Origin of the sequence: Streptomyces sulphureus DSM 40104 (assembly GCF_000381025.1) — a bacterium.
GTDB classification, from domain to species: domain Bacteria; phylum Actinomycetota; class Actinomycetes; order Streptomycetales; family Streptomycetaceae; genus Streptomyces; species Streptomyces sulphureus.
This window is the reverse complement of the sequence record NZ_KB905815.1, coordinates 761,032-786,861: the sequence shown is the minus strand read 5'-3', so window position 1 is coordinate 786,861 and position 25,830 is coordinate 761,032. Positions and strand designations below refer to the sequence as shown.

At 72.4% G+C, this 25,830-nt stretch carries 23 protein-coding genes and 1 riboswitch; of the genes, 12 read left to right on the top strand and 11 right to left on the bottom strand.

The features are described 5' to 3' along the window. Positions 1-97: 97 nt before the first annotated feature. The gene (gene cutA, locus F603_RS0111525; RefSeq protein WP_019546166.1) at positions 98-445 is read left to right on the top strand and encodes a divalent-cation tolerance protein CutA; all 348 of its coding nucleotides are present in this window, start codon (positions 98-100) and stop codon (positions 443-445) included. Between the two features lie 31 nt (positions 446-476). Here cutA and F603_RS0111520 read toward each other — a convergent pair whose 3' ends face one another. Continuing rightward, on the bottom strand, positions 477-1,274 hold the full coding sequence (locus F603_RS0111520; protein WP_019546165.1) for an SDR family oxidoreductase: 798 nt from the start codon (positions 1,272-1,274) through the stop codon (positions 477-479). A 124-nt stretch (positions 1,275-1,398) separates the two neighbouring features. On the opposite strand from F603_RS0111520, the gene F603_RS0111515 reads away from it, so the two are divergent. Continuing rightward, positions 1,399-2,724, top strand: coding sequence for a deoxyguanosinetriphosphate triphosphohydrolase (locus F603_RS0111515; RefSeq protein WP_019546164.1), 1,326 nt, complete (start codon positions 1,399-1,401; stop codon positions 2,722-2,724). A 15-nt stretch (positions 2,725-2,739) separates the two neighbouring features. Here F603_RS0111515 and F603_RS0111510 read toward each other — a convergent pair whose 3' ends face one another. After that, positions 2,740-3,273 (bottom strand): MarR family winged helix-turn-helix transcriptional regulator, encoded by a 534-nt coding sequence (locus tag F603_RS0111510; protein WP_019546163.1) that lies wholly within the window; start codon positions 3,271-3,273, stop codon positions 2,740-2,742. A gap of 50 nt (positions 3,274-3,323) precedes the next feature. After that, the gene (locus F603_RS0111505; RefSeq protein ID WP_019546162.1) at positions 3,324-4,868 is read right to left on the bottom strand and encodes an MDR family MFS transporter; all 1,545 of its coding nucleotides are present in this window, start codon (positions 4,866-4,868) and stop codon (positions 3,324-3,326) included. Positions 4,869-5,392: 524 nt separating this feature from the next. On the opposite strand from F603_RS0111505, the gene F603_RS0111500 reads away from it, so the two are divergent. Both F603_RS0111500 and F603_RS0111495 read left to right on the top strand, forming a co-directional pair. After that, positions 5,393-6,664, top strand: a complete 1,272-nt coding sequence (locus F603_RS0111500) for an NAD(P)/FAD-dependent oxidoreductase (RefSeq protein ID WP_019546161.1) — start codon at positions 5,393-5,395, stop codon at positions 6,662-6,664. Positions 6,665-6,736: 72 nt separating this feature from the next. Continuing rightward, the gene (locus F603_RS0111495) at positions 6,737-8,479 is read left to right on the top strand and encodes a pyruvate dehydrogenase (RefSeq protein WP_019546160.1); all 1,743 of its coding nucleotides are present in this window, start codon (positions 6,737-6,739) and stop codon (positions 8,477-8,479) included. Between the two features lie 84 nt (positions 8,480-8,563). On the opposite strand, the gene F603_RS0111490 is transcribed toward F603_RS0111495, so the two are convergent. After that, complete coding sequence (locus F603_RS0111490) at positions 8,564-8,755, bottom strand: hypothetical protein (protein WP_245600747.1); 192 nt, start codon at positions 8,753-8,755, stop codon at positions 8,564-8,566. Between the two features lie 160 nt (positions 8,756-8,915). After that, positions 8,916-9,851: a hypothetical protein gene (locus tag F603_RS0111485; RefSeq protein WP_037955815.1), complete on the bottom strand. Its 936-nt coding sequence runs from the start codon at positions 9,849-9,851 to the stop codon at positions 8,916-8,918. Between the two features lie 224 nt (positions 9,852-10,075). Between F603_RS0111485 and dnaG the strand changes: the two genes are divergently transcribed. Together dnaG and F603_RS0111475 are read left to right on the top strand one after the other, a co-directional pair. Next, entirely contained in the window at positions 10,076-12,001 is a 1,926-nt protein-coding gene (gene dnaG / locus F603_RS0111480; protein ID WP_019546157.1) for a DNA primase, read from the top strand. Positions 12,002-12,116: 115 nt separating this feature from the next. Next, positions 12,117-13,322 (top strand): RNA polymerase sigma factor, encoded by a 1,206-nt coding sequence (locus F603_RS0111475; RefSeq protein ID WP_245600756.1) that lies wholly within the window; start codon positions 12,117-12,119, stop codon positions 13,320-13,322. A 47-nt stretch (positions 13,323-13,369) separates the two neighbouring features. On the opposite strand, the gene F603_RS0111470 is transcribed toward F603_RS0111475, so the two are convergent. After that, complete coding sequence (locus tag F603_RS0111470; RefSeq protein WP_019546155.1) at positions 13,370-13,600, bottom strand: hypothetical protein; 231 nt, start codon at positions 13,598-13,600, stop codon at positions 13,370-13,372. A gap of 92 nt (positions 13,601-13,692) precedes the next feature. Between F603_RS0111470 and F603_RS0111465 the strand changes: the two genes are divergently transcribed. Further along, positions 13,693-14,718 carry a GlxA family transcriptional regulator gene (locus F603_RS0111465; protein WP_106431300.1) on the top strand — a complete coding sequence of 342 codons (1,026 nt, stop codon included), beginning with the start codon at positions 13,693-13,695 and terminating at the stop codon, positions 14,716-14,718. A gap of 9 nt (positions 14,719-14,727) precedes the next feature. Here the strand turns inward: F603_RS0111465 and F603_RS0111460 are convergent, their stop codons facing one another. The 3 genes from F603_RS0111460 to F603_RS0111450 all read right to left on the bottom strand — a co-directional run bounded on the left by F603_RS0111460 (position 14,728) and on the right by F603_RS0111450 (position 20,153). Beyond that, positions 14,728-16,644: an ABC transporter ATP-binding protein gene (locus F603_RS0111460; protein ID WP_026328330.1), complete on the bottom strand. Its 1,917-nt coding sequence runs from the start codon at positions 16,642-16,644 to the stop codon at positions 14,728-14,730. Positions 16,645-16,687: 43 nt separating this feature from the next. Then, complete coding sequence (locus F603_RS0111455; protein ID WP_019546152.1) at positions 16,688-18,421, bottom strand: ABC transporter ATP-binding protein; 1,734 nt, start codon at positions 18,419-18,421, stop codon at positions 16,688-16,690. 286 nt (positions 18,422-18,707) lie between these two features. After that, complete coding sequence (locus F603_RS0111450; protein ID WP_019546151.1) at positions 18,708-20,153, bottom strand: FGGY family carbohydrate kinase; 1,446 nt, start codon at positions 20,151-20,153, stop codon at positions 18,708-18,710. Positions 20,154-20,171: 18 nt separating this feature from the next. Here F603_RS0111450 and F603_RS35080 point away from each other — a divergent pair, with 18 nt between their 5' ends. After that, entirely contained in the window at positions 20,172-20,393 is a 222-nt protein-coding gene (locus F603_RS35080) for a hypothetical protein (protein ID WP_158678634.1), read from the top strand. A gap of 206 nt (positions 20,394-20,599) precedes the next feature. On the opposite strand, the gene F603_RS0111440 is transcribed toward F603_RS35080, so the two are convergent. Next, positions 20,600-21,016, bottom strand: a complete 417-nt coding sequence (locus F603_RS0111440) for an arginase family protein (protein ID WP_019546149.1) — start codon at positions 21,014-21,016, stop codon at positions 20,600-20,602. Between the two features lie 126 nt (positions 21,017-21,142). Beyond that, a riboswitch (guanidine-III (ykkC-III) riboswitch) is annotated at positions 21,143-21,208 on the top strand. An 11-nt stretch (positions 21,209-21,219) separates the two neighbouring features. Between F603_RS0111440 and F603_RS0111435 the strand changes: the two genes are divergently transcribed. Together F603_RS0111435 and F603_RS0111430 are read left to right on the top strand one after the other, a co-directional pair. After that, the gene (locus tag F603_RS0111435) at positions 21,220-21,534 is read left to right on the top strand and encodes a DMT family transporter (RefSeq protein ID WP_078503645.1); all 315 of its coding nucleotides are present in this window, start codon (positions 21,220-21,222) and stop codon (positions 21,532-21,534) included. Positions 21,535-21,738: 204 nt separating this feature from the next. Beyond that, complete coding sequence (locus tag F603_RS0111430; RefSeq protein WP_019546147.1) at positions 21,739-22,935, top strand: MalY/PatB family protein; 1,197 nt, start codon at positions 21,739-21,741, stop codon at positions 22,933-22,935. A gap of 10 nt (positions 22,936-22,945) precedes the next feature. Here the strand turns inward: F603_RS0111430 and F603_RS0111425 are convergent, their stop codons facing one another. Next, on the bottom strand, positions 22,946-23,170 hold the full coding sequence (locus tag F603_RS0111425; RefSeq protein WP_051096172.1) for a hypothetical protein: 225 nt from the start codon (positions 23,168-23,170) through the stop codon (positions 22,946-22,948). Positions 23,171-23,314: 144 nt separating this feature from the next. Here F603_RS0111425 and F603_RS0111420 point away from each other — a divergent pair, with 144 nt between their 5' ends. Both F603_RS0111420 and F603_RS0111415 read left to right on the top strand, forming a co-directional pair. Further along, complete coding sequence (locus F603_RS0111420; RefSeq protein WP_019546145.1) at positions 23,315-24,652, top strand: choice-of-anchor A family protein; 1,338 nt, start codon at positions 23,315-23,317, stop codon at positions 24,650-24,652. Positions 24,653-25,205: 553 nt separating this feature from the next. Next, a complete protein-coding gene (locus F603_RS0111415) occupies positions 25,206-25,625 on the top strand; it encodes a MarR family winged helix-turn-helix transcriptional regulator (RefSeq protein ID WP_019546144.1) in 420 nt (139 codons plus the stop codon). Positions 25,626-25,830 lie beyond the last annotated feature (205 nt).

Sequence of the window (25,830 nt, the reverse complement as noted above, 5' to 3'; positions counted from 1 at the left end):
GATCGGACACCCCGCGGCCGCTTCTCGGCGCGGCCCGCCGCCTGTCCGAGCTGGTCGTTACGGTGGGGCCCCAGTCCGCTGCGTCCAGGAGGGACCCATGAGCGACCTGCCGAGCACCGACGAGCGCCCCTACCGCGTGCTCACCGTGCTGACGACCACGGACTCGGCCGAGAGCGCCGAGGCTCTGGCCCGCGAGGCCGTCGGGGCGCGGCTGGCCGCGTGCGCGCAGGTGAGCGCCCCGGTCACCTCGGTCTACCGCTGGGAGGGCGAGGTGCAGCAGGAGCAGGAGTGGCAGATCGTCTTCAAGGTCGCCGCTCGCGGCTACCAGGCGCTGGAGGACCGTCTGCGCTCCGTCCACCCCTACGACGTCCCGGAGTTCCTCGCCACTCCCGTCGTGCGCGGTTCTGCGGAGTACCTCTCCTGGGTGGAGGAGGAGACGGCCTGAGGGGTCCAACCTCCGTGCCGGCTCCCGGTGTTCACTGCCCGGTGAGGTCGCGCACCGTCTTGCCCGCCGTCCAGCCCCCGTCGACGGCGATTTCGGCGCCCGAGAGGTAGGAGGCGTCGTCGGAGAGGAGGAAGGCGACGGCCGAGGCGATCTCGTCCGGGTCGCCGACGCGGCCCATGGCGGCCCCCGGGTAGTTGCCCTCGCCGGGGCGGACGCCGGTCTCGGCGGTCATCGGCGTGTACGTCATCCCGGGGTGCACGCTGTTGACGCGGACTCCCGTCGCCGACCACTCCATCGCCCCGATCTTCGAGAGTCCCCGCACACCCCACTTCGAAGCGCCGTAACTCCCCGTCATCGCAAGGCCAGTGAGCCCCGCGGAGGAGGAGACGTTGACGACCGAGCCGCCGCCCTCGCGCCGCAGCATCGGCCCGGCGAGCTTCATCCCGATGAAGACGCCGACGAGGTTCACCTCCAGCACGTGCCGGAAGTGGGCGACGGACTCCTCGTCGAGGGTGCCGCCCGTCGTCACGCCCGCGTTGTTGACGAGGCCGGTGAGCGGGCCGAACTCGGCGATCGCGAAGTCGAGCGCCGCCTGCCACTCGTCCTCGCGGGTGACGTCGTGACGCCGGAACCGTGCCCGCTCGCCGAGGAGTTCGGCCGTCTCGCGGCCCTCGGCCTCCAGCACATCGGTGAGCAGGACGCTGCCGCCGCCGTCGACCACCCGCTGCGCAACGGCCGCGCCGATGCCCCGCGCACCGCCCGTGACCAGTACGACCTTCCCTGCGAGCTGCCCGACCGCCTCGGTGCCGCCGACTGTCCTCGTCGCCATCGACCAGGTCCCTTCGTCTCGTCGTCCCGTTCCGGGCGTACGGAAGCCCGCGTCCGCCATCGCCGCGGTCACCCTGCCACCCGCCGCCGCGCCCCGCACCCGAGGGTCCCGTTACGGTCGGCGTATGGAGTGGAGCTTCGGTGAAGAGGTCCCCGACGGGGCGCCCGACGGCGGCTATGCGCCGTCGGACGTCGACCGGTGGGTACCGGAGACGGACAAGCGGCCGGGTCGCACGGCGTTCGCGCGCGACCGTGCGCGGGTGCTGCACTCCGCCGCGCTGCGCCGCCTCGCCGGCAAGACGCAGGTGGTGACACCCGGCGTCGGCCACGGCGGCAGCCGCGCCTGGCAGGCGACGCCGCGCACCCGGCTCACCCACTCACTGGAGTGCGCCCAGGTCGGCCGAGAGCTGGGCGCCGCGCTCGGCTGCGACGCGGACCTCGTGGAGACCGCCTGCCTCGCCCACGACCTCGGCCACCCTCCCTTCGGACACAACGGTGAGCAGGAACTCGCCAGGATCGCCGCGGAGTGCGGCGGCTTCGAGGGGAACGCGCAGTCGCTGCGGCTGCTCACACGCCTGGAGCCGAAGCGCTTCGTGCACGTCGGCGGAAGGCCCGGCGGCCAGGTGAGCGTCGGCCTCAACCTCACCCGCGCGGCCCTCGACGCGGCCACCAAGTACCCCTGGACCCGCGGCGCCCACCCGGACGACGCCGCCTCCCCGAAGTTCGGCGTCTACGAGTCGGACCTGCCCGTCTTCCAGTGGTACCGGGCGGGCGCCCCGCCGGGCCGCCGCTGCTTCGAGGCGCAGGTCATGGACTGGTCGGACGACGTCGCCTACTCGGTCCACGACGTCGAGGACGGCATACACGCGGGCCACCTCCACCCCTCGATGTTCCGGTCACGCCCGGAGCGGCGGGACGTCTTCGCCGTCGCCGCCGTGCGGTACGCGCCCGACGCCGAGCCGCACGAACTCGAGGCGGCGCTGGAGAGGTTGCTCGCACAGGAGTGGTGGCCGCGCAGCTACGACGGCTCGGCGCTGGCGCAGGCCGCGCTGAAGGACGCCAGCAGCCAGCTCATCGGGCGCTTCTGCCTCGCGGCGGAGACGGCCACGCGCGATGCCTACGGCCCCGGGCCGCTCACCCGGTACCGTGCCGAGCTGGTCGTGCCCCGCGACGTGCGCTTGGAATGCGCCGTGTTGAAGGCCGTCGCCGACCGGTACGTGCTCCAGCGCCCCGACCTGGAGCGGCTCCGTGTCGAGCAGCGCGAGCTCCTCGCCGAACTCGCGGCCGCCCTGCGGGAGTCGGCGCCCGAGGGCCTCGATCCGCAGTACGCCGCGCTCTTCGCGGACTCCGACGACGAGGCGGAGCGCACCCGTGTGCTCGTCGACCAGATCTCCTCCCTGACCGACGCCTCCGCCCGCGACCTGCACGCGCGGTTGACGGGGCGGGGGTGAAGGCCGCAGGCGGGGTCAGGCTCCGTTGGCCTTGGCGTCGAGAGCGGCGACGAACCGGCCGAGCAGGCGTGCGAACTCGGTCTGTTCCCGCGAGCTCCAGCCGTCCAGGAGTTCGGCGTAGAAATCCTGCCTGCTGCGGTGCGCGGCGGCGGCCGCGTCCCGCCCGGAACCGGTGAGTTCGAGGCAACTGCGGCGCCCGTCCGCCTGCGAGGCGGCCCGGCGGACGTGCCCGGTCCCGACCGCCTCCGCCACGGCTCGGCTCGCTCTGGACGGATCGACGCCGAGCCGTTCGGCGACGAGGCCGACGGTCACGTCGCCGTTCTCGCCCGGCCCGGCGTCGACGGCGTCGACGACGAAGAGCGTCAGCATGCTCGGGTTCCCCGATCGGCCTTCTCCGCCCGCCCGTTCGAGCGAGAGCCGAGCCAGGGTGCCGCGCGACTGGCTGCGCCGGATGCGGACCATCGCCGCCTCCACGGCGTCGAGCACGTCCGTGCGGGGAGGCGGGCCCGAGCGCCGGCGGTCGGCTGCGGGTTCGGTCGAGTCGTCCACAGTCGCAAGGCTATCCGCCGCCCGCGCGCCGGGAGCTGCCGAGTCGTGCTCTACTCCTCGGCGTCCGGGCGGCGTTGGCGTTCTCCCGTTGCTCGGCGCAGCGGCAGGTTCCGCATGAGCAGGGCGGCGCCGAAGCCCGACGCCAGTACGGGAGCCGCGCAGAGGAAGACGGTGGAGAGCGCGTCGGCGTAGGCGGGCGCGAGGCCGTCGAGGGTCTGCTGCGGCAGCTCGGTGAGGCGTGCGGGCTCCGCCGGCGCGCCGTGGTGCAGGGCGTTCCGCCCCGGCAGCTCGACGGCGAGGCGCGCGGTGAGGATCGCTCCGAAGAGCGCGTTCCCGAAGAGGGCCCCGACGTTCCGGGAGAAGGCGACGGTGGAGGTGACGACGCCGAAGTCGCCCCGAGGCGCCGTGTTCTGGGCGGCGAGTGTCACCGTCTGCTGGGAGAGTCCTGCCGCCGTTCCGAGGACGGTGAGATAGGCCGCGACGATCAGCGCGTCCGTCTGCGCCGTGCACGTCGAGAGCAGCAGGAGTGCCACCGTCCCCAGCGCCGTGCTCGACACCGGCGCCCACTTGTACCGCCCCGTGCGGTAGATGAGCTGTCCGGCGCCGAGCGAGGCGCCCGTCATCCCGATCAGGGCCGGGACCATCAGCAGCGCCGAGCGGGAGACGGTGACGCCGGAGCCCAACTGGAGGAAGAGCGGCAGGAAGTTGAGGACCCCGAAGAGCGCCAGGCTGCTCAGCAGCGCGATCAGGTTGGCGAGGGCGAACGTCGAATCCCTGAAGAGTCGCAGCGGGACGAGCGGTTCGACGGCCCGCCGCTCCACGGCGAGCCATGCGGCGGCGAGCGCCACCGTGCCGCCCGCGAGGCCCAGCGTCGCGGGCGACGTCCAGGCGTAACGTGTCCCGCCCCAGGTGGTGACGAGTACCAGCCCGGTGACGACGCAGCCGAGGAGCACGGCCCCCACCGCGTCCACCCGGACCGCCCGCGCCGCACGCACGGGAAGCCGGAGGCGTTTGACGACGAGCAGCAGCGCCACCGCGCCGATCGGCAGGTTGAGGAAGAAGACCCAGCGCCATCCCAACGCCTCGGTCACGAGGCCGCCGACCGCGGGGCCCGCGACGGAGGCCGTCGCGAAGACCACTGTGAACACCCCTTGGTAGCGGGCGCGTTGGCGGGGCTCGAGCAGTTCGCCGACGATCGCCATCGCGAGAACGGCGAGCCCTCCGCCCCCGAGCCCCTGCACCAACCGGAAGGCGATCAACGCGCCCATGCTGCCGGCGAGCCCGCAGGCGGCGGAGCCGAGAAGGAAGGTCACGAGTGCGAAGACGAGGACGGGCCTGCGTCCGAGGAGGTCGCCCACCTTGCCGTAGACCGGCATCACGGCGCCGAAGGCGAGCATGTAGGCGACGAAGACCCAGGCGTAGCCGTCGAGTCCACCGAGTTCGCCCGCGATGGTCGGTCCTGCTGTGGCGACGACCGCCTGATCCATCATCGCCATGAACGTGATGACCAGGAGGCCGCAGAAGACGACCCGTACGTCCTTGCCGACGGGCGGAGGTGTGTCGCGGTCCGCCGCACCGCGTGTGCGTAACGCCATGGTGGCTCCTTGCCCGGACGCATTTATATGCCGACAGCATTCTTTTGTGTCACGCACTTATTAGTCAACGGTTCTGCGGCGAAGGAGAGTTGGAAGCCGTGGGCGAGAGATTGGACGCAGGGCTGCAAAAAGCCGGACCGGGGACTGGGCGAGGCAGCCGCGAGCTCGCGGTTCTCGACGTCGGCGGGGGACCGGAACCCCCGAGCGGCCGCTCGTTCGCGTACGGAGGCGGCATCGCCGCCGGGCCGCCGCAGTGGTGGAGTCCTCCGCGGGGGAAGAGGCGGCACGCCCGGAGCGGCCTGCTCCCTCCGCCGCCCAAAGCCCCTGCTCGCCGCCACCACCCGACCGCACCACCCCCGCCTCTTCCCGGAGCCACCGGGATGCGGGACGCTCACCTGGAGACAGCGAGGCGTCCGCATCCGGAGCCGACCGGCCCTGGCGTCCGCAGGCAAGCTCCCGGTACGAGTGGACTGGCAGATTCCGCTAGAGCAGCGCCCGCAGCGGCGGTAGCGAGGAGGCAGCAAGTGGTCGACGCACACCGGACGTTCGTCATCGTCGGCGGCGGGCTCGCCGGGGCGAAAGCCGCGGAGACCCTGCGCAGCGAGGGGTTCACCGGCCGGGTCATCCTCATCGGAGACGAACGCGACCGCCCGTACGAGCGCCCCCCGCTCTCCAAGGCGTTCCTCGCGGGCGAGGCGGACCGCGAGAGCGTCTTCGTCCACGAACCGGGGTGGTACGCGGCGGCCGACGTCGAACTTCACCTCGGCCAGCCCGCCGTCGCCCTCGACCCGGCGGCACGCTCCGTACGCCTCGGCGACGGCACCCGCATCCACTACGACAAGCTGCTCCTCGCCACCGGCGCCGAGCCGCGCCGCCTGGAGATGCCGGGCACCGACCTCGCCGGCGTCCACCACCTGCGCCGCCTCGCCCACGCCGAGCGGCTGCGCGGCACCCTCGCCGCACTCGGACGGGAGCACGGGCGGCTGGTGATCGCCGGCGCCGGCTGGATCGGGCTCGAAGTCGCCGCCGCGGCGCGCGGCTACGGCGCCGAGGTCACCGTCGTCGAGCCGGCACCCGGGCCGCTCCACTCCGTCGTCGGCCCCGAGCTGGGCGCCGTCTTCGCCGACCTCCACCGCGAGCACGGCGTCGAGTTCCGGTTCGGTGCGGGGCTGACGGAGATCGGCGGGCGCGGCGGGATGGTCGAGTACGTCCGTACCGACGACGGCGAGGAACTCTCCGCGCAGCAGGTGCTCGCGGCGATCGGCGCGGCACCGCGCACCGCGCTCGCTGAGTCGGCCGGGCTCGACCTGGCGGGCGGCACGGGCGGCATCGCCGTCGACGCGGAGCTGCGCACCAGCGACCCGCACATCCACGCGGCCGGCGACACGGCGAGCGTCGCGCATCCGGTCCTCGGCCGCCCGCTGCGCGTCGAGCACTGGGCGAACGCTCTCAACTCGGGACCGGCCGCGGCCCGCGCGATGCTCGGCGAGGAGGTCAGGTACGACCGGGTGCCGTACTTCTTCTCCGACCAGTACGACGTCGGCCTGGAGTACTCGGGGTACGCACCGCCCGGTTCGTACGACCAGGTCGTCTGCCGCGGGGACATCGGCAAGCGGGAGTTCGTCGCCTTCTGGCTGCGCGGGGACCGGGTGCTCGCCGGGCTCAACGTCAACGTCTGGGACGTCGTCGCCCCGGTCCAGGCGCTCATCCGCGCCGGCACACCCGTCGACCCCGAGGCGCTCGGCGATCCGGGTGTGCCGCTGGAGACGCTGACGGCGCCGGTCGCCGAGGCGTAGCCGAGATCACCGCAGAAGCGGATAAATTGCTCAACCCGGACGGCTGTGACGGCGAGTGAAGGGCAGTGGGCAATGGCGAGGCAGAACGTGGCGGAGCAGTTCGTCGACACCCTGGCGCAGTCCGGGGTGCAGCGCCTCTACGGGGTCGTCGGCGACAGCCTCAACCCCATCGTGGACGCCGTCAGAAGGAACAGCGGGATCGACTGGGTCCACGTGCGCCACGAGGAGACCGCCGCCTTCGCGGCGGGTGCCGAGGCCCAGATCAGCGGCCGGCTCGGCGCCTGCGCCGGCTCCAGCGGCCCCGGCAACCTCCACCTCATCAACGGACTCTTCGACGCGCACCGCTCGATGGCGCCCGTCCTCGCCCTCGCCTCCCACATCCCGAGCACCGAGATCGGCACGGGCTTCTTCCAGGAGACCCACCCCGAGCGGCTCTACGTCGAGTGCAGCCACTACAGCGAACTCATCTCCAACCGCAACCAGTTGCCGCGCGTCCTCCAGACCGCCATCCAGCACGCCGTCGGCCAGCAGGGCGTCAGCGTCGTCACGCTCCCCGGGGACATCGCGGAGGAGGAGGCCCCCGAGCGCGCCGAGGAGCACGCGATCGTCGTCGCGCGCCCCGCGGTCCGCCCCGGCGACGCCGAGGTCGACGCGCTGGCGCGCCTCGTCGACGAGGCGCGTACCGTCACCCTCTTCTGCGGCCGCGGTGCCGCGCAGGCGCACTCCGAGGTGATGGAGTTCGCCGAGCGGATCAAGTCCCCCGTCGGCCATGCGCTCCGCGGCAAGGAGTTCATCCAGTACGACAACCGCTTCGACGTGGGGATGAGCGGCCTCCTCGGCTACGGCGCCGCCTACGAGGCGACCCAGGAGTGCGACCTGCTCATCCTGCTCGGTACCGACTTCCCCTACAACGCCTTCCTGCCGAAGAACAACAAGATCGCCCAGGTCGACGTGCGCCCCGAACACCTCGGCAGGCGCACCACGTTGGAGCTCGCCGTCTGGGGCGACGTCGGCGAGACGCTCCGCTGCCTCATGCCGAAGGTGAAGGTCAAGGACGACCGGCGGTTCCTCGACCGGATGCTGAAGAAGCACGCGGACGCGCTGGAGGGCGTCGTCAAGGCGTACACCCGCAACGTCGAGAAGCACACGCCCATCCACCCCGAGTACGTCGCCTCCGTCCTCGACGACGAGGCGTCCGACGACGCCGTCTTCACCGTGGACACGGGAATGTGCAACGTCTGGTCGGCGCGCTACCTCACCCCCAACGGGCGGCGCCGGATCATCGGCTCCTTCACGCACGGCTCCATGGCCAACGCGCTGCCGCAGGCGATCGGGGCGCAGTTCACCGACCGTGAACGCCAGGTCGTCGCGATGGCGGGGGACGGTGGCCTCTCCATGCTCATGGGCGACCTGCTCACGCTCGTGCAGTACCAACTCCCCGTGAAGATCGTCCTGTTCAACAACGACTCGCTCGGCATGGTCGAGCTGGAGATGATGGTCGACGGCTTCCCGCCGTACGGAACCGCCAACACGAACCCCGACTTCGCGGCGCTCGCCCGCGCCGCCGGCCTGCACGCGGTCCGCGTCGAGAAGCCCAGGGAAGTACGCGACGCCCTCCGCGAGGTCTTCGACCACCCCGGCCCCGCACTCGTCGACTTCGTCACCGATCCGCATGCGCTCTCCATGCCCCCCAAGATCACCCGCGAGCAGGTCAGCGGCTTCGCGCTCTCCGCAGGGCGGACGGTGCTCGCCGGCGGGGTGGGCAAGATGGCCCAGGTGGCCCGGTCGAACCTGCGCAATGTGCCGCGGCCGTAGGGGGCGTCTGCGGGCTGCTGTCGGCGGTCCACGGCGCGGTCGGCCCGGTCCCGCGCGCCGGGGGTGCGGTGCGCGGGGTGGTGGTCAGGCCCGTGAGGCCGGGGTCTCGGTGGCGTTCTCGGAGGTGAAGATCTCGTCGGGGGTGGTGGCGCGGAGGGCGCGGGTGTGCCACCTGGTGAGAATGCCGAGATCCTGTGTCTCGTGGACGAGGTCGAGTCGGGCTTGGGTGAGGGTGAGGCCCTTGTGGTCAAGGAGAGCGAGCAGGCTTGTCCGCACGAGTGACCGACTCTCCTCCCGCCCTTGCTCCCGCCCTTGCTCCCGGAGGCTTTCGGCGACGAAGCCGCGGAGTTCGAAGAGTTGTTGTCCCACGGGTGCGCTCGCTGTCTGGAGGTGGGTCCCGCGCACCGCACCGGTGGTGCGGTGCGCGGGGTGGTGGTCAGGCTTGTGCGGCCGAGGCCTCGGCGGCGTTGTGGGGGGTGAAGACCTCGTCGGCGGTGGTGGCGCCGATGGCGCGGGTGAGCCAGGTCTGGAGGAGGTCGGTGTCCTGGGTCTGCTGGATCAGGGCGTGGTGGGTGTCGGAGAGGGCGATGCCGCGTGCATCGAGCACGTGCCGCAGGCTTTCCTTCCGACCTTGCTCCAACCCTTGCTCCAGCCCCTGCTCCGCACCCTGCTCCCGGAGGCTTTCGGCGACGAAGCCGCGGAGTTCGAAAAGGCGTTGTCCCACGAGGTTCCTCCAGTGTTCTGCGGCCGCCGGCGAACCGGTGAGGCCGCTGGCGGCGAGGTCTGCGTACCTGGTGAAAGTGTCGTCGTCGGCGGTCTTGACGAGGGCTGCGGAGAGGGCGTCCAGTATGCCACCGATGTCCGGGTGGCTGCTGTGCGTGAGGACGGAGAAGAGGGCGAGCGGGGGATCGGCGACGGCCTGCTCGATCTCCTTGACGATCGGCACGTTCTCCGGGCCCAGCACGAACGGCGCGAGTTGGACGTTGGACTTGTGCCGGTGGCCGTACCGGAAGGGGCCGGCCGCCCAGCGTGCCGTCGCCGCGTCCCGCGCGAGCACCAGCAGCATGCAGCGGTGGTCGGGGTACTTGTCGACCAGGTGGCCGAAGTAGTTGAGCCAGGAGTTCTCCTTGGCCCGGTCCTTCCCGGTCTGCGCTTCGACGATCAGCAGGTGTCTGCTGCCGTCGGGAGCGGTGAGCTCCTGGAGCGTGTCGACGCGCCGCTCCAGGGGATGGATCTCGGTGAGATCGCAGTTGAACGTCTTCGCGGTGGCCGACTCCAGACCGGGCAGGCCGAGAATGTCGAGGGCGCGGGTGAAGAGTTCGGGGACTTCCTGGAAGACCCGGTGGTGTGCCTCGTGCGGGGATTTGACCATGGTCGGGACGCTACGGGTCGGCAGGCGGCACACAGCTTTTCCGCAAGTCCCTTCACTCGACGGGGTATTGAGGAATTGCACACTCCGGCAGCGCTCGGGTAGAAGCGCGCACGGGTGGTGCGGTAGATCACTCGCGCCGTGCCGACCGCGGGGCCCGGGCCTGCTCCACGGGGACGCTCGTGGCCGACGCCTGGTGCGTCGGAGGCCCGCCGTAGAATCCCCCCGTGGCCGGGAGGATCAACGACGAGGACGTGAAGGCGGTACGGGACGCGGTCCCGATCGACGCCGTCGTCTCGGAGTATCTCCAGTTGCGGAACGCCGGAGGCGGCAACCTCAAGGGGCTGTGCCCCTTCCACGACGAGAAGTCCCCCTCCTTCCACGTCAGCCCGAGCAAGGGGCTGTACCACTGCTTCGGGTGCGAGGAGGGCGGGGACACCCTCGACTTCCTCCGGAAGCTGGAGCACCTCTCGTTCTCGGAGGCGGTCGAACGCCTCGCCGCCACGGCCGGGATCACCCTCCGGTACGAGGAGGGCGGATACGGGCGCGGCAGCCGGCAGGGCGAGCGGACGAGGCTCGTCGAGGCGCACAAGGCGGCCGCGGAGTTCTACGCCGAGCAACTGGCGGGCCCCGAGGCGGAGACGGCGCGCCGCTTCCTCGGCGAGCGCGGCTTCGACGAGTCGGTCGCGCACCACTTCGGCCTCGGCCACGCACCGGCCGGCTGGGACCACCTCACCCGTCACCTGCGCGGCCGCGGCTTCACCGACCAGGAGCTGTTCACCTCGGGCCTCGCCCAGCAGGCGCGCAACGGCCGGCCGATCGACCGCTTCCGCGGGCGCCTGCTCTGGCCGATCCGCGACATCACGGGCGAGGTCGTCGGGTTCGGCGCCCGCAGGCTCCGCGACGACGACAACGGCCCCAAGTACCTCAACACCCCCGAGACACCGATCTACCGCAAGTCGCAGGTCCTCTACGGCATCGACCTCGCCAAGAAGGAGATCGCGAAGGCGAACCGCGCGGTCGTGGTCGAGGGGTACACCGACGTCATGGCCTGCCACCTCAGCGGTGTGCCCACCGCCATCGCGACCTGCGGCACCTCCTTCGGCGGCGAGCACGTCAAGATCCTCCGCCGGGTCCTCATGGACAACTCCCAGTCGGAGGTGGTCTTCACCTTCGACGGCGACGCCGCAGGACAGAAGGCCGCGCTCCGCGCCTTCGAGGACGACCAGAAGTTCGCAGCACGCACCTGGATCGCCCTCACGCCCGGCGGTATGGACCCGTGCGACCTGCGCCTCGCCAAGGGCGACGCGGCCGTGCAGCAGGTGGTGGAGAGCCGCACGCCCCTCTTCGACTTCGCGATCCGCGCCATCGTCGACCGGCACAACCTCGATACGGCGGGCGGGCGTTCGGCCGCGCTGGAAGAAGCGGCGCCGGTCGTGGCGCAGATCAAGGACGGCGCCGTACAGCACGAGACGGCTGTGGTCCTGGCGGGCCTCCTCGGCATCGTCGACGAGCAGTTCGTCGTCCGCCGCGTCGCCCAGCTCGCACGGTGGGCCAAGCAGCGCGGCGGGCAGGGCGCGCCCGTGGCCGGCAGGGAGCCGTCTCCCCCCGCCGAGGGCCGGCAGTGGGCACCGCGCCCTGCGGCGCAGCGGGGTCCTGCGCTCCATCTGCGCAGCCCGGCGCACCGCGTCGAGCGGGAGCTGCTGAAGCTGGCGCTGCAACGCCCCGAGTTGGTCTCGCCCGCCTTCGACGCCTACGGGGCCGACGAGTTCACCGGCGGCCCGTACGCCGTCGTCAAGGAGACGATCGAGGCGGCGGGCGGCGCGGACACCGGCGTGGCCGACCCGGCGGGCTACCTCGCCGCCGTCCGGGACGCCGCGCCCGACGACGCCGTCCGCGGCCTCGTCACCGAGCTCGCCGTCGAACCGCTGCGCAGCGCCCGCAACCGGGAGCCGGACGCGGCGTACGCCGGCATGCAGCTCGTCGCGGTCCGCCTCGCCGCCGTCAACGCCCGCATCGCTGAACTGGAGGGCGCCGCACGGCGATTGGAGGCGCGCCGGGACGCCGAGTCGGCGGGCGAGGTGCGCCGGCAGATCTGGACCCTCCAGCAGTACGGCACCGCGCTGCGTGAGCAAGGAGCCGACGCGCTGTAGCGCGCCCGGCCGCGGCGGCCCGTGAAAAAAGCCCGCGCACGAGTCTCGTGGCGGTGGTGTGTCGTACCCCACACTGGGGTGCGGTGCAGCGGCCCGGCTGCCCGTCGTCCCCTGCCTGCCGCCACTGTCTTGCACGCCGCCCCCCATCGGCAGCGATCACTGGAGGTCGCCCCCCGTGCAGACCCGGACCCTGAGCGCGGCCCCCGCCGCCACCGCACCCCCGATGCCGTCGACGCCGCACCGCGAACCGGAGGCAGCCGCCGGCCTGTTGGCGCCGACCGGCGTCCTTGCGCCGCCCGCCCTGTCCGAGCCCCCGGAAGCGCTGCTGCCTCCGCCGCACGCCCCTCGTGCACCGTCGCGCTCCGACGAGGCGGAGCCCGCAGCGCCGCGCGACGAGAGCCAGGGAAGCGGCCCGGCCGCCGACCTCTTCCGGCAGTACCTCAGGGAGATCGGCCGCATCCCCCTGCTGACGGCCGCGGAGGAGGTGGAGCTCGCGCGCAGGGTGGAGGCCGGGCTCTTCGCCGAGGAGAAGCTGACGCACTCCGCCGACCTGGGGAGCCGCCTCGCGCACGACCTCGACCGGCTCGTCGTCGTCGGCCGGATGGCGAAGCGCCGGCTGATCGAGGCGAACCTGCGGCTCGTCGTCTCGGTCGGCAAGCGGTACGTGGGCCGCGGGTTGACCATGCTCGACCTCGTGCAGGAGGGGAACCTCGGCCTGATCCGCGCCGTCGAGAAGTTCGACTACGCGCGGGGCTACAAGTTCTCGACGTACGCAACCTGGTGGATTCGGCAGGCGATGTCCCGCGCCCTCGCCGATCAGGCGCGCACGATACGGGTGCCGGTTCACGTGGTGGAGCTGATCAACCGCGTCGTGCGAGTGCAGCGGCGGCTCGTCCAGGAGTGCGGCCAGGAGCCGACGCCCGAGGAGGTCGCCGCCGAGCTCGACCTCACGGCGGAGCGGGTGACGGAAGTGCTGCGGCTCGCGCAGGAGCCCGTCTCGTTGCAGGCGCCCGTGGGCGAGGAGGAGGACGTCGACCTCGGTGACCTCATCGAGGACGGCGACGCGGCCTCACCCGTGGAGTCGGCGTCGTTCCTGCTGCTGCGGGAGCATCTGGAGGCCGTCCTCTCGACGCTCGGGGAGCGCGAGCGCAAGGTGGTCCAACTGCGGTACGGGCTCCACGACGGGCGGGCGCGCACCTTGGAGGAGATCGGCACCCTCTTCGGGGTGACGCGGGAGCGCATACGGCAGATCGAGTCGAAGACGCTCGCGAAGCTCCGCGAGCACACCTGGGCCGAGCAGCTCAGGGGCTATCTGGACTGAGGCCCCCGGCCGACTCGCCGCGAGCCGGGGGCAGTTCGCGTCGGCCGTCAGCAGGCGCGCGGTGCCGCGGCGGGGCCGAGCCGGGTACGGGCCGTCCGGACGGGGCGGTGCGCAGGTGGTGGGCCGGGGTCGGGTAGTGGTCGCACGCCGTGCTCGGCGAGGCGGAGTTGGCGGGTGATCCGGTGCTCGCGCACGACCCCCGCGACGGCGACGACGGCCGGGCCGAGAGCGAGCAGCAGGAGGGTCAGGGAGCGGACGAAGTCGAGTGCGATGTCCATGCCCCAACTCTCCTACCTGCAAGGAGCGTTGGGGAGCGGCAGGAGTGACGCCCACCCTCGAATTCCTGCCGCTTCTCTGTCAGGGTTGCCGCATGCTGAAGAACGTCGCCGTGGCCCTCCTCCACGGGGTCAACCCCTTCGAAATGGGCGTCCCCGCCGAGGTGTTCGGGGTGGACCGCAGCGAAGAGGGGCTGCCCGTCTACGACTTCGCGATGGTCGGCGCCGAGCCAGGACCGATCCGCGCCAGCGCGGGCTTCACCATCGGCACCGGGCACGGGCCCGAACGCCTGGCGGAGGCCGACCTCGTCATCGTCCCGGCGCAGAAGGAGGCCGTGGAGCGCCCGTACCCGCCCGCGCTCCTCGACGCGCTCAGGGAGGCGCTGGAGCGCGGCGCCCGCGTGCTCAGCGTCTGCTCCGGCGCCTTCGCGCTCGCCGCCGCGGGCCTCCTCGACGGCCGCCGCTGCACGACGCACTGGAGGCACACGGCGGAGCTGGCGCGCCGCTACCCGGCCGTCCGGGTCGAGCGGGACGTCCTCTACGTCGAGGACGGCCCGGTGATCACCTCGGCGGGAACGGCCGCGGGGATCGACGCCTGCCTGTACCTCGTCCGTCAGGAGCAGGGGAGCCGCGTCGCCAACGCGATCGCGCGCCGCATGGTCGTACCGCCGCACCGGGACGGCGGGCAGGCGCAGTACATCGAGCATCCGCTCCCCGCGCACCGGGAGGACGACGGCGTCGGCAGGGCGCTCACCTGGCTGGAGGAGCATCTGGAGGAGGAGGTGACGGTCGAGCAGCTCGCCGCCCGCGTCCACCTCGCCCCGCGCACCTTCGCGCGGCGCTTCCAGCAGGAGACGGGGAGCACGCCCTACCAGTGGCTCCTCCAGCAGCGGGTGCTGCGCGCCCAATACCTGCTGGAGGAGACCGACTTGACCATCGACGCGATCGCCGCCCGCGTCGGCTTCAGCCATTCCGCGGCCCTCCGCCACCACTTCGTCCGACGTCTCGACACCACGCCGCACGCCTACCGCCGGACGTTCCGCGGCCCGGAGGCGGTGGAGTGCGAGGCACGGGAGAGCGCCGCGGCCGGGACCGAACCGCCCCGCGTCGAGGCGGGTTGACGCGGCCGCTCACTCCACCTCGGCGACCGCCTCCGCGAACTGCGCCCGGTACAGCCGTGCGTACGCGCCCTCGCCGGCGAGGAGCTCCTCGTGGGTGCCCTGCTCGACGATGGCGCCGTCCTCCATCACCAGGATCACGTCCGCGTCCCGGATCGTGGAGAGGCGGTGCGCGATGACGAAGCTGGTGCGCTCGGCGGCGAGGCGGTCCATGGCGTGCTGGATCAGCACCTCGGTGCGGGTGTCGACGGAACTGGTCGCCTCGTCCAGGACGAGGACCACCGGGTCGGAGACGAACGCCCTGGCGATGGTGAGGAGTTGCTTCTCGCCCGCGCTGACGCTCTCGCCCTCCTCGTCGAGGACCGTGTCGTACCCGTCGGGCAGGGTGCGGATGAAGCGGTCCGCATGGGCGGCGCGAGCCGCTGCCTCGATCTGTTCGCGGTCGACGGAGCCGGGCGCTCCGTAGGCGATGTTCTCCGCTATGGTCCCGCCGAAGAGCCAGGCGTCCTGGAGCACCATGCCGATCCCGCCGCGCAGCTCCTCCCTGTCCATCTCGGCCACGTCGGTGCCGTCGAGGAGGATGCGGCCGCTGCGTACCTCGTAGAAGCGGAGCAGCAGGTTGACGAGCGTGGTCTTCCCGGCGCCCGTCGGCCCGACGACGGCGACGGTCTGACCAGGCGCGACGCGGAGTGAGAGGTCGTCGATGAGCGGCTTCTCCTCCGCGTACCGGAAGGAGACGCCCTCGAACTCGACGGCGCCGAGGCGGTCGCTCCAGCGGGCAGGGCGCTCCGGCTCCGGGCTCTGCTCCTCGGCGTCGAGGAGTTCGAAGACGCGCTCCGCCGAGGCCACCCCCGACTGCACGAGGTTCGCCATCGACGCGACCTGGGTGAGCGGCTGCGTGAACTGGCGCGAGTACTGGACGAACGCCTGCACCTCACCGATGGAGATCGCGCCCGCCGCCACCCGCAGCCCGCCGACGACGGCCACGAGGACGTAGTTGAGGTTGCCCACGAACATCAGCGCCGGCTGCATGGCGCCGCTGATGAACTGGGCCTTGAACCCCGCCTTGTAGAGCGAGTCGTTCCGCTCGGCGAAGACCGCGGCGGCCTCCTTCTGCCGTCCGAAGGACTTCACCAGCGAGTGGCCCGTGTACATCTCCTCGATGTGCGAGTTGAGTTCGCCCGTGGACTTCCACTGCGCCACGAACTGCGGCTGTGCCCGCTTCCCCAGCGCCGTCGCGACGAGGAGCGAGACCGGTACCGTCACGAGCGCGACGAGCGCGAGGAGCGGCGAGATCCAGAACATCATCACCAGCACGCCGACGATCGTCAGCAGTGCGTTGACGATCTGGCCGAGGGTCTGCTGGAGGATCTGCCCCAGATTGTCGATGTCGTTGGTGACGCGGCTGAGCACCTCGCCGCGCGTCTGCCGGTCGAAGTAGGAGAGCGGCAGACGCGCGAGCTTCTCGGCGACGCGCCGGCGCAGCCGGTAGACGGTGTGCGTGACGGCGCGGACGGCGAGCCGCGTCGTGACGAGCATCAGCAGTCCCGCGCCGAGGTAGACGGCGAGCACCGCGAGGAGCACGAGGCCGACGGCGCCGAAGTCCACGCCGTGGCCCGGGGTGAAGTCGAGCCCCGAGAGCATGTCGGCGATGCCCGAACGTCCCTGCTCGCGAAGGGCGTCGAGCGCCTGTTCACGGCTGACGCCCGCCGGCATCTCGCGTCCGATCACCCCGGCGACGACGAGGTCGGTCGCGTGCCCGAGAAGGCGCGGGCCGAGCACGCTCAGCGCGACGCTGAGCACGGCGAATCCCACCATTGCCAAGATTGCGGGCCGCTCGGGACGGAACTCCCGCACCAGCCGCTTCGCCGCGCCCTTGAAGTCGGCGGAGCGCTGCGGCGGTCCGCCCATGCCCCCAGGACCGCTCATCGTGTGCCCCCGGTCGTCGCGGCGGCGGTGCCCTGTCCGTTGCTCACGCCGCCTCCTGTTCGGTGAGTTGGGAGAGAACGATCTCCCGGTAGGTCTCGTTCTGCGTCATCAGCTCCTCGTGCCGGCCCTCGCCGACGACGCGGCCCTCGTCGAGGACGAGGATGCGGTCGGCCTCCCTGATCGTCGCGACGCGCTGGGCGACGATCACGACCGTCGCCTCCGCGGTCCAGGAGGCGAGGGCGGTGCGCAGGGCGGCGTCTGTCGCGTAGTCGAGGGCGGAGAAGGAGTCGTCGAAGAGGTAGATGTCGGGGCGGTGGACGAGGGTGCGCGCGATGGAGAGGCGCTGCCGCTGTCCTCCGGAGACGTTGCTGCCGCCCTGGCCGATCGGTGCTTCGAGCCCGCCCTCCATGCGCTCGACGAACTCCTTGGCCTGCGCCACCTTCAGCGCCTCCCACAGCTCCGCGTCGGTGGCGTCCGGCCGTCCGTAGCGGAGGTTGGAGGCGACGGTGCCTGTGAAGAGGTACGGGTGTTGCGGTACGAGTCCGACGGCGGAGGCGAGCGCCGCCGGGTCGAGGTCGCGGACGTCGACGCCGTCGACGAGGACGCTGCCGGCCGTCGCGTCGAAGAGCCGGGGGACGAGCGAGAGGAGGGTGCTCTTGCCGCTGCCCGTCGAGCCGATCACGGCTGTCGTCTCGCCCGGGTGCGCGAGGAGGTCGACGTCGTGGAGGACGGCGGCCTCGGCGCCCGGGTAGTGGAACCCGGCGCCCCGCAGCTCCAGTTGGCCGCGCGTGGCGACGGTGTGCACCGGCTCGGCGGGCGGTACGACGCTCGACTCGGTGCGCAGCACCTCCTGCACGCGCTCGGCGCAGATCTCGGCCCTCGGCACCATCATGAACATGAAGGTGGCCATCATCACCGACATCACCGTCTGCATCAGGTATGCGAGGAAGGCCGTCAGCGCGCCGATCTCCATGCCGCCGCTGTCCACGCGGTGCGACCCGAACCAGATCACCGCGACGCTCGCGAGGTTGACCGTCGTCATCACCACGGGGAACATCAGCGCCATGAGGCGCCCGGTGCCCAACTGCACGTCGGTGAGCGCGGTGTTGGCCTCGCGGAAGCGCTCCTGCTCGTAGTCGTCCTTGACGAAGGCGCGCACCACCCTGATGCCGGTGATCTGCTCGCGCATCACACGGTTGACCTCGTCGAGCCGCCCCTGCATCCTCCGGAAGAGCGGGCGCATGCGCCGGATGATCAGCGCCACGCAGACGGTGAGCACCGGCACCACAGCGAGGAGTACGGCCGAGAGCGGCACGTCCTGCCCGAGTGCCATCGCCACGCTGCCGAAGGCCATGATCGGCGCGGAGATGACGATCGTGAACGACATGAGCGTCAGCATCTGGATCTGCTGCACGTCGTTGGTGGTGCGGGTGATGAGCGAGGGCGAGCCGAACTCCCCCATCTCGCGGGCGGAGAAGGTCTGTACCCGCGCGAAGACGGACGCCCTGACGTCGCGCGCGAGCCCCGAGGCCGCGGCGGCGCCGAGGCGCACGGCGCCGATGTTGCAGACGACCTGGACGGCGCTGACGAGCAGCATGAGGGCGCCGAACCGCAGTATGTAGCCGGTGTCTCCCGGGACCACGCCCTTATCGATGATCTTCGCGTTGAGCGTGGGGAGGCTGAGCGTGCCGCCCGTCTGCACCAGTTGCAGGACCACCAGCCAGCCGAGCGTCCGTTTGTACGGGGTCAGATGGGTTCGCAGCAGACTGATCAGCACACGTGATTCCTCGGTGGGCGGTAGGTTCGGACGCGCACGCGGCGAGACTTCCGTGACGCGACACGAGCCTGGGACAGCAGAGCCGACTGACCATTGTGCGTGAGCTTCCGCCGACGCGCCCCCAATTTCCGGTAAAGACACGGCAGATCGCGTCATCCCTGGTCACACCGGGCGCAACTCTCCCGTACAGCCGCGAACAGTGGGCGCGCCCCGGGCGCGTGCTGTGCACCGGCACGCCCGCGTACTCCCGGTGCTGCCGCAGCGCCGGTCCGCACCCGGCGGAACGTCAGCCGTCGAAGGCCCCCGGGTGCGTCTGCTCGCGCACCGTCTGGAACTGCTGCCGCACCGCCTGCCCGACGGCCGACTCCTCGCCGGGCTCGAAGACTTGGCAGGCGGCGTCCGGCCACCGCGGCGGTTCGGCGCCGCCGAGCTGCGCCCACGCCGCCTGCCGCGCGGCGCCGAGCGCCGCGTACTCCGCCGGCTGCGGCACGACGACGCGCCCGCCGAAGAGCAGCGGCGCGGCGGCCTGCACCGCCGGCAGCGAGGCGGCGGCGCCGAGCAGGAAGATACGCCCGCCCTCGGGCCGCCCCTCCGCGCCCTGCTCGCCCGAGCCGATCGCGACGCCGCGGCCGCGGAGCACGTCGAGCGCGTCTGCGAGCCCGCAGAGCATCCCCTCCACGGCGGCCCGCGCCAGGTGCTCCGGCTTCATGCTCTCCCGCCGCATGCCGTGCAACGAGCCGGCCGTGTGCGGCAGTCGGGGCGTCGTCTCGCCCTCCAGGTACGGCAGCAGCACCATGCCGTAAGCCCCGGGGGTCGACCGCAGCGCCAGCTCGGAGAGCCCTTCGAGGTCGGTCTCGAGCAGCTCGGCCGTCCCCCTGAGCACCCGGGTCGCGTTGAGGGTGCGCACGAACGGGAGGTGCATGCCGGTGGCGTCGGCGTACGAGTCGATGGAGCCCGACGGGTCGGCGAGCGCCTCGTGGTGGACGGCGCAGACGGAGCCGGAGGCCCCGAGCGAGACCACGGCGTCCCCGGCGCGCACCCCCAGCCCGAGGGCGGCGGCCATCGTCTCGCCCGTCCCGGCCGAGATCAGCAGCCCCTCGGGCGTCTGCCCCGCGGGCTCGGCCGGGCCGACGACCTCGGGGAGGCGCACCCGGTGCCCGAGCGCCAACTCCACCAGGTCCTCCTGGTAGGAGCCGCTCGACGCGGACCAGTACCCGGTGCCCGACGCGTCCCCGCGGTCGGTGACCCGGCGCTCCGGGCGGCCGAGCAACTGCCAGACGAGCCAGTCGTGCGGCTGCATGATCTCGGCGGCCTGCGCCGCGGCCTCCGGCTCGTGCCGCGCCAGCCAGCGCAGCTTCGCGACGGGGTGCGCGGCCGTCGGCACGGCGCCGACGCGCTGCGCCCATGCCTGCCGGCCCCCGAGCGCGTCGACGAGGTCGGCCGCGGCCGGCTGCGCCCGCTTGTCGTTGCCGAGCAGCGCGGGACCGACGGGTGTCCCGCCCGAGTCGAGCGCCAACAGCCCCTGCTGCTGCGCCGCGACACCGATCGCCGTGACGTCGGCGAGCTGGCCGCTGCTCGCGGCCTTGCCGAGGGAGATCAGCCAGGACTGCGGGTCGTCCCGCTTCTCGGGGTGCTCCGCGTACCCCTGCCTGACGACGGCACCGCTCTCCGCGTCGCAGACGACGATGCTGGTGTGTGCGGCTGAGCTGTCCAGTCCTGCGACTATCCCCATGGCGGGAAATGATGCCTCATGGCCCCCTCCCGCCGGACGGCGGGAGCCGAGGACCTGCGTCGGACACCCGCTGCCGGAGAGCGGCCCGACTCGCTGCTCGGGTGCACCGGGGGAGGTCGGGCTGCCGCACCGGCGCCAAGTGGCGCAGGCGTGCTGCCGCTCCGGGGCGCCGAGACGGACGTCCCGCTCGATCACACCGCCCTCGTCCCCGACGTGATGCAGGCGGCGATCGGCCCTTGAGCTGACGACCTCGCCGGGGGACGCCGTCGTCGACTCGCCCTTGCAGCCCGCCGCTCCACCAGTCCCGCGTGCACCGGGCCGTAAGGCGCCGTCCGGCGCCGAGGGACGGCTCGACTTCGCCCGAGACCGGTCGCATGCGTGGCGTCCCCTCCGGGGTTGAGCACGACTCCGCTCCGTGGAACGCCGGCCGGGGGAGGGGCGGAGCATCACTCCTGGTCGCGCTCGGGCCCCCAGGCGACCCTGTCCCCGCGGGCCGCCTTGCGCCCCAGCCGGCCGGCCCGCGTCTGTACCGCCAGGCTGTCGAGGATGATGCGGCTGCTCATCAGCGCCGTCTGCTCCGCCCAGTCGTACGGCGGTGAACACTCGACGATCTCCATACCGGCCAACCCCGGCTCGGAGACGAGTCGGACGAGGTCGAGGGCTTCGCGCGGCAGCAGACCGCCGAGTTCCGGCCAGCCGGTGCCGGGCACGAACCCGGAATCGAGCACGTCGATGTCAAAGGAGAGGTAGACGGCCTCGGCATCCTTCCAGGCGGTCTCCAACGCGATCTCGGCGATCTTCTCGACACCGACCCGTGCGACGTCGCCCTCCCGCCTCGCGAGGGTGCAACTGCGGGTGTGCAAGCCCCGGTCCGGGCGCCGGGGCCGTCGTCCGATCGTCACTCACCCGCGCCCCGAACGCACCCGGAGCACGCCGCTCACCTGGGACGTCGGGATTTTGCCTGTCGGCGCCCGGTGTGCCAACTTCGGTGGGAGCCCGAAGAGTGGCTACCGGACGAGGGGTGCCGTACCCGGCCTGCGACAAGACGGCGCGTCTGGAGGCACCCGTGTCGTGGCTGATTCTTGCGCTCTCAGGTCTGCTCGAAGCCGTCTGGGCGACCGCCCTCGGCAAGTCCGAAGGCTTCAGCAGGCTGGGTCCTTCCCTGGTCTTCGGCTTCGGTCTGCTCGCGAGTATGGGCGGCCTCGCCTATGCCATGCGCGATCTCCCCGTCGGCACCGCCTATGCGGTGTGGGTGGGGATCGGCGCCGTGCTCACCGTCGTGTACGGGATGCTCACAGGCGCCGAGCCGGTGAGCGCCCTGAAGCTGGTCTTCCTCGCACTGATCATCGGCGGCGTCGTCGGCCTCAAGGCCGTTCACTGACCTGCGGGTCGGTCCGACTGCCGTACGCCCCGGGCCCGTTGGCCCGGGGCGCTCCGGTTCGATCCCGCCGAGCCTATCGGCGGGAAGATGCCTCACGGCCCCTCCCGCCGGGCGGTGGAAGCGGAGGATCTCCGTCGGAGGGGGAGCGTCGCGCGGGTACGCGGCTTACCGTGGAGCGGTCGGCGAAGCTCTCCAGGAGGTCGCATGCGCAGCGCGGAGCAGCCGTCCCGGATACCCGCCGCCGGAGAGCGGCCCGACCCGCTGCTCGGGTGCACCCGGGAGGAGTTGCGCCGCCGCACCAGCGCCAAGTGGAGTGCGTACCCGCCCGACGTACTGCCGCTGTGGGTCGCCGAGATGGACGTCCCGCTCGCCCCCGCCGTCGTCGACGCGGTGCAGGAGGCGCTGCGTCTCGGCGACACCGGCTACCCCTTCGGCACCGAGTACGCCGAAGCGCTCGACGCCTTCGCACGCGCCCGCTGGGGCTGGTCGTTCCCCGCCGACCGCACTGCGCTCGTCCCCGACGTGATGCAGGGCATGGTCGAGATCCTCAAGCTGACCACCTCGCCGGGCGACGCCGTGGTCGTCAACTCGCCCGTCTACACACCGATCTACCAGTTCTGCGAGCACCTGGGCCGGAAGGTGCTCGAGGCTCCGCTCGGCCCCGACCGACGGATCGACTTCGCCGCCCTCGCCACCGCCTTCGCCGACGCGACCTCGTCGGGCCGCACCGCCGCCTGGTTCCTCTGCAACCCGCACAATCCGACGGGCACCGTCCACACCGGGGAGGAGCTCGCGGAGGCCGCGCAGCTCGCCGAGGCACACGGAGTGCGCGTCGTCGCCGACGAGATCCACGCCCCGCTCGTACTCAACGGGGCGCACCACACCCCCTACCTCTCCGTCCCCGGCGCCGAGCGGGGGTTCTCGCTCCTCTCCGCCTCGAAGGCGTGGAATCTCGCCGGTCTCAAGGCGGCGGTCGCGGTGGCCGGCGACGACGCGGCCGACGAACTGGCGCGCATACCCGAGGAGGTGAGCCACGGACCGAGCCATGTCGGGGTCCTCGCCCACACCGCGGCGCTGCGGTACGCGGGGGAGTGGCTCGACGCGCTCCTCGCCGGCCTCGACCGCAGCCGCCGGCTCCTCGGCGACCTCCTCGCCGCCCACCTGCCCGCCGTCGGCTACCGGCTGCCCGAGGCGACGATCCTCGCCTGGCTCGACTGCCGCGCGCTGGGCCTCGGCGACGACCCGGCAGCCGCCTTCCTCGACCGCGGACGCGTCGCCCTCACCTCGGGCCCGGCCTTCGGCACCGGAGGCGAAGGCCGGGTGCGGCTCAACTACGCGACGTCGCCCGACATCCTCGAAGAGGCGGTCGCGCGCATGGCGTCCGTCTTCCGCCGCGCCTGAGACGGCACGCTCACGCCCCCGCATGCTTCTTGTGCGCCGCCTGCCTGCTGACGCCGAGCGCCCTGCCGATCTCGTCCCAGGACCATCCGGCGCGGCGTGCGTTGGCGACCTGCGCGGCCTCCGTCCGCTCGACGAGCTGCCGCAGCGTGGCGAGTCCGCGGAGACCGACCCCGGGGTCGGCGTCCACCGCGTCCCGCGCGCTCTCCACCGTCTGCTCCGCCTCGCTTGCAGCCATGGCCGCAACGTAGGTCGCGCAGACTGCCGCCCGCAACCGGGGTTGACGTCGCGTCCGATGTTCAGGTGAGCACGCCGTGAGCGTCCTCGGGGAACGGTGCGCCCTCCCGGCTCGGGGCGCGCGGAGGGTTCATATTGCGCTCCCATGGAAGCAAGCCGCGCCAGGCGCAACCAGAGAGTCCGGTGCCGGATCAGGACGGCGGCGATCGCGGCGGCGTCGCTCGCTCTCCTCCCCTTCCCCGCGGCGGCCGACCCGCTGCCCGGCGGGCTCGGCCCCTGCCTCGGCGACGACTGCCCCGCCGCGTGGCGGGACTCGGCCGGCGTCCCCGTCGCGCACCACGACACCAACGTCAACGTCTTCGTCGGCGGGGACTTCGACGTCCGCCAGGCCGCCGCGGAGTCGGAGGGACGCAACGTCGTCCTCGGCGACTTCGACCTGCACAAGCGCGCGGGCGTCCCGAAGGTCTACAACATCGGTGCGCCAGGCGGCGGTTCACGCGTGCCGCCGCCCGACGGCTCGGACCACCTGCTCGTCGGAGGCGACCTCACGGTGGCGCAGGGGCAGCGGCTCCTCGCCGGCGAGGGCGGCAGCGCCGGCATGCCCAGCTACGGCGGCACCTCCTCCGGAACGGTCCCGCCCCGGGCGGTGCGCACGCCGGGCCCGGCTCCGCAGTACGCGCACCTCCGCGCCCAGCTCACGGCCGCGAGCCACTGCTACGCGTACGAGGGCGACCAGCGCCGCGCCCCCACCGGCACCTGGCGCACCACGGGCAGCGAGACGGTCCTCACCGGCGACGGCAACGCGGACCTTCAGGTCTTCTCCGTCGACGCCGATCTCGCCACCCCCGCCGGCAACGGGACCTCCCTGCGCTTCGCCTCCGTACCGGAGGACGCGACCGTCCTCGTCAACCTCTACGGCAAAGGCCGCCGCATCCGAAGCCTATTGACCGCCGCAGGCCCCGGCCTGCGCGAGCGCCTGCTCTGGAACTTCCCCGACGCGGCCGCCGTCGGCCTGCACGGCACGGCCCCGTTCCAGGGCAGCATCCTCGTCGGCAACCCGCGAAGCAGAACGACCCTCGACCTGCCGGACACCAACGGCCGCCTCTACACGGCCGGTTCCCTCACCCACACCTCGTCGGGCTCCTCGGTCGGCCAGACGATCCACGCCTCCCCGTTCCTCGGCGACCTGCCGGCCTGCACCGACGCCTCCGGCAGCCCGAGCCCCGCCCAATACGCACCGACGTCCGGCCCCGGCGAGGGCGGCAGTGCCCACTCGCCCTGGCCGGGGCCCACGCCCTCCGGTTCGGAGCGCGCGACACCGCTCGCCACGGACGCCGGGAGGCCCGCCGGCGGCACCGGCCCCGCCCTCTCCGACACCGGGGCCGGCCGGGGCGAGTGGCTCACGGGCGCCACGGCAGCAGCACTCCTCGCGGCGGGAGTGACCGTCGCCCTCCTCGCCCGCCGATCCCGGCGGCACGAATGAGTCCGGTTTGCTCCGGCAGACCCCGGCGCCCTTCCACAAGCGGGGCCTAGAAGGGCGGGAACTGCGCTACGAGACTCCCCATCACCGAAAACGCTGTTCCGCCCGCTCGGCACCGGAGGACCGTCGCCCGTCCTTCCGCCCGGAGGCGGCCGGTCGGCGCGTACCCGAGGCAGCGCTGCATGCGGGAGCGTGCGGAGGAAGGCCAAGGCCCCGTCGCCCCTCCTCGTCGAGGAGAGGCACCGGGTGGCGCCTCATGAGCGGGCGGTGTCCTGCCACGGCAGCCTAGAGGTGCCCCGGCGCAGACCTCCGGGGTACGAGCAGAGACGGCCGCTGCGCGAGCGGTCAGACTCTCCGGTGAGGGCAAGTTGTACAGCCGGACGGTTCCGGGCACGGCATCGTGGCCGCCGTCGCCTTCCAGGCGGCAGCCTCGCGGGATCTTCCAGCTCTTCATCCGCGCGAAGGTGTGCTCCATGCGAGCGTGAACTCGCCCGTAAGACCGGCCGTGAACCTCACCCGGCAAAGCGGGCCGGTGCCGAAACCGGGCGATCGCGCAGTGGAGAACCAGCCGGCGTGGCTGCGTACGAGCATCGCCCCGAAACTGCGGCTCACGGCCAAGGAGTCGCGCGCGTTCTTCGAGAACGAGCTCGCCAAGTCCGGGGCCATCTGCGCGACATGGACGATCCTCGCCAGCCTCAGGCTGGAGGGACCGATGATCCAGCGCAGCCTCGCCCGGTACCTCAGCATCGAGGGGCCGACGCTCTCCCGGCACCTGGAGGTGATGGAACGACGCGACCTGGTCTCCCGGAGGCGAGACGGCGCCGACCGCAGAGCGGCCGTGGTGGCGCTCACCGAGGAGGGCGCCTCCCGGTTCGAGGAGATCGAGTCCGTGGCACTGCGGAGCCAGGAGCGAGTGCTGCGCGGCCTCAGCGATGCCGATGTCCGGAGGCTCAGCGAGGTGTTGGAGCGTCGGTGACGCTGCCATGGCTCCTCACCTCGCCGATGCCGTACGGCGTGCGGGCGAGTCCTCGCGCAGGAGGGGGAGTTGTCGCGTACACCGGGAGCGGCGGAGTTCGCTTGCGCTCGACAAGGTGATTCGGCCCTGCGCCGGCAGGGCTGTCCATCATGGGCGTAGCAGCCGGGCTGTCGACGGCCGTCCTTAGCAACAGCCGCTGGTCAGG

Excerpts from the sequence above, each read along its gene's own strand:
- cutA (WP_019546166.1), top strand. The coding sequence starts at position 98 with ATGAGCGACCTGCCGAGCACCGACGAGCGCCCCTACCGCGTGCTCACC.
- F603_RS0111520 (WP_019546165.1), bottom strand. The coding sequence starts at position 1,274 with ATGGCGACGAGGACAGTCGGCGGCACCGAGGCGGTCGGGCAGCTCGCA.
- F603_RS0111515 (WP_019546164.1), top strand. The coding sequence starts at position 1,399 with ATGGAGTGGAGCTTCGGTGAAGAGGTCCCCGACGGGGCGCCCGACGGC.
- F603_RS0111505 (WP_019546162.1), bottom strand. The coding sequence starts at position 4,868 with ATGGCGTTACGCACACGCGGTGCGGCGGACCGCGACACACCTCCGCCC.
- F603_RS0111495 (WP_019546160.1), top strand. The coding sequence starts at position 6,737 with ATGGCGAGGCAGAACGTGGCGGAGCAGTTCGTCGACACCCTGGCGCAG.
- F603_RS0111485 (WP_037955815.1), bottom strand. The coding sequence starts at position 9,851 with ATGGTCAAATCCCCGCACGAGGCACACCACCGGGTCTTCCAGGAAGTC.
- F603_RS0111470 (WP_019546155.1), bottom strand. The coding sequence starts at position 13,600 with ATGGACATCGCACTCGACTTCGTCCGCTCCCTGACCCTCCTGCTGCTC.
- F603_RS0111465 (WP_106431300.1), top strand. The coding sequence starts at position 13,693 with ATGCTGAAGAACGTCGCCGTGGCCCTCCTCCACGGGGTCAACCCCTTC.
- F603_RS0111460 (WP_026328330.1), bottom strand. The coding sequence starts at position 16,644 with ATGAGCGGTCCTGGGGGCATGGGCGGACCGCCGCAGCGCTCCGCCGAC.
- F603_RS0111450 (WP_019546151.1), bottom strand. The coding sequence starts at position 20,153 with ATGGGGATAGTCGCAGGACTGGACAGCTCAGCCGCACACACCAGCATC.
- F603_RS35080 (WP_158678634.1), top strand. The coding sequence starts at position 20,172 with ATGGCCCCCTCCCGCCGGACGGCGGGAGCCGAGGACCTGCGTCGGACA.
- F603_RS0111430 (WP_019546147.1), top strand. The coding sequence starts at position 21,739 with ATGCGCAGCGCGGAGCAGCCGTCCCGGATACCCGCCGCCGGAGAGCGG.
- F603_RS0111425 (WP_051096172.1), bottom strand. The coding sequence starts at position 23,170 with ATGGCTGCAAGCGAGGCGGAGCAGACGGTGGAGAGCGCGCGGGACGCG.
- F603_RS0111420 (WP_019546145.1), top strand. The coding sequence starts at position 23,315 with ATGGAAGCAAGCCGCGCCAGGCGCAACCAGAGAGTCCGGTGCCGGATC.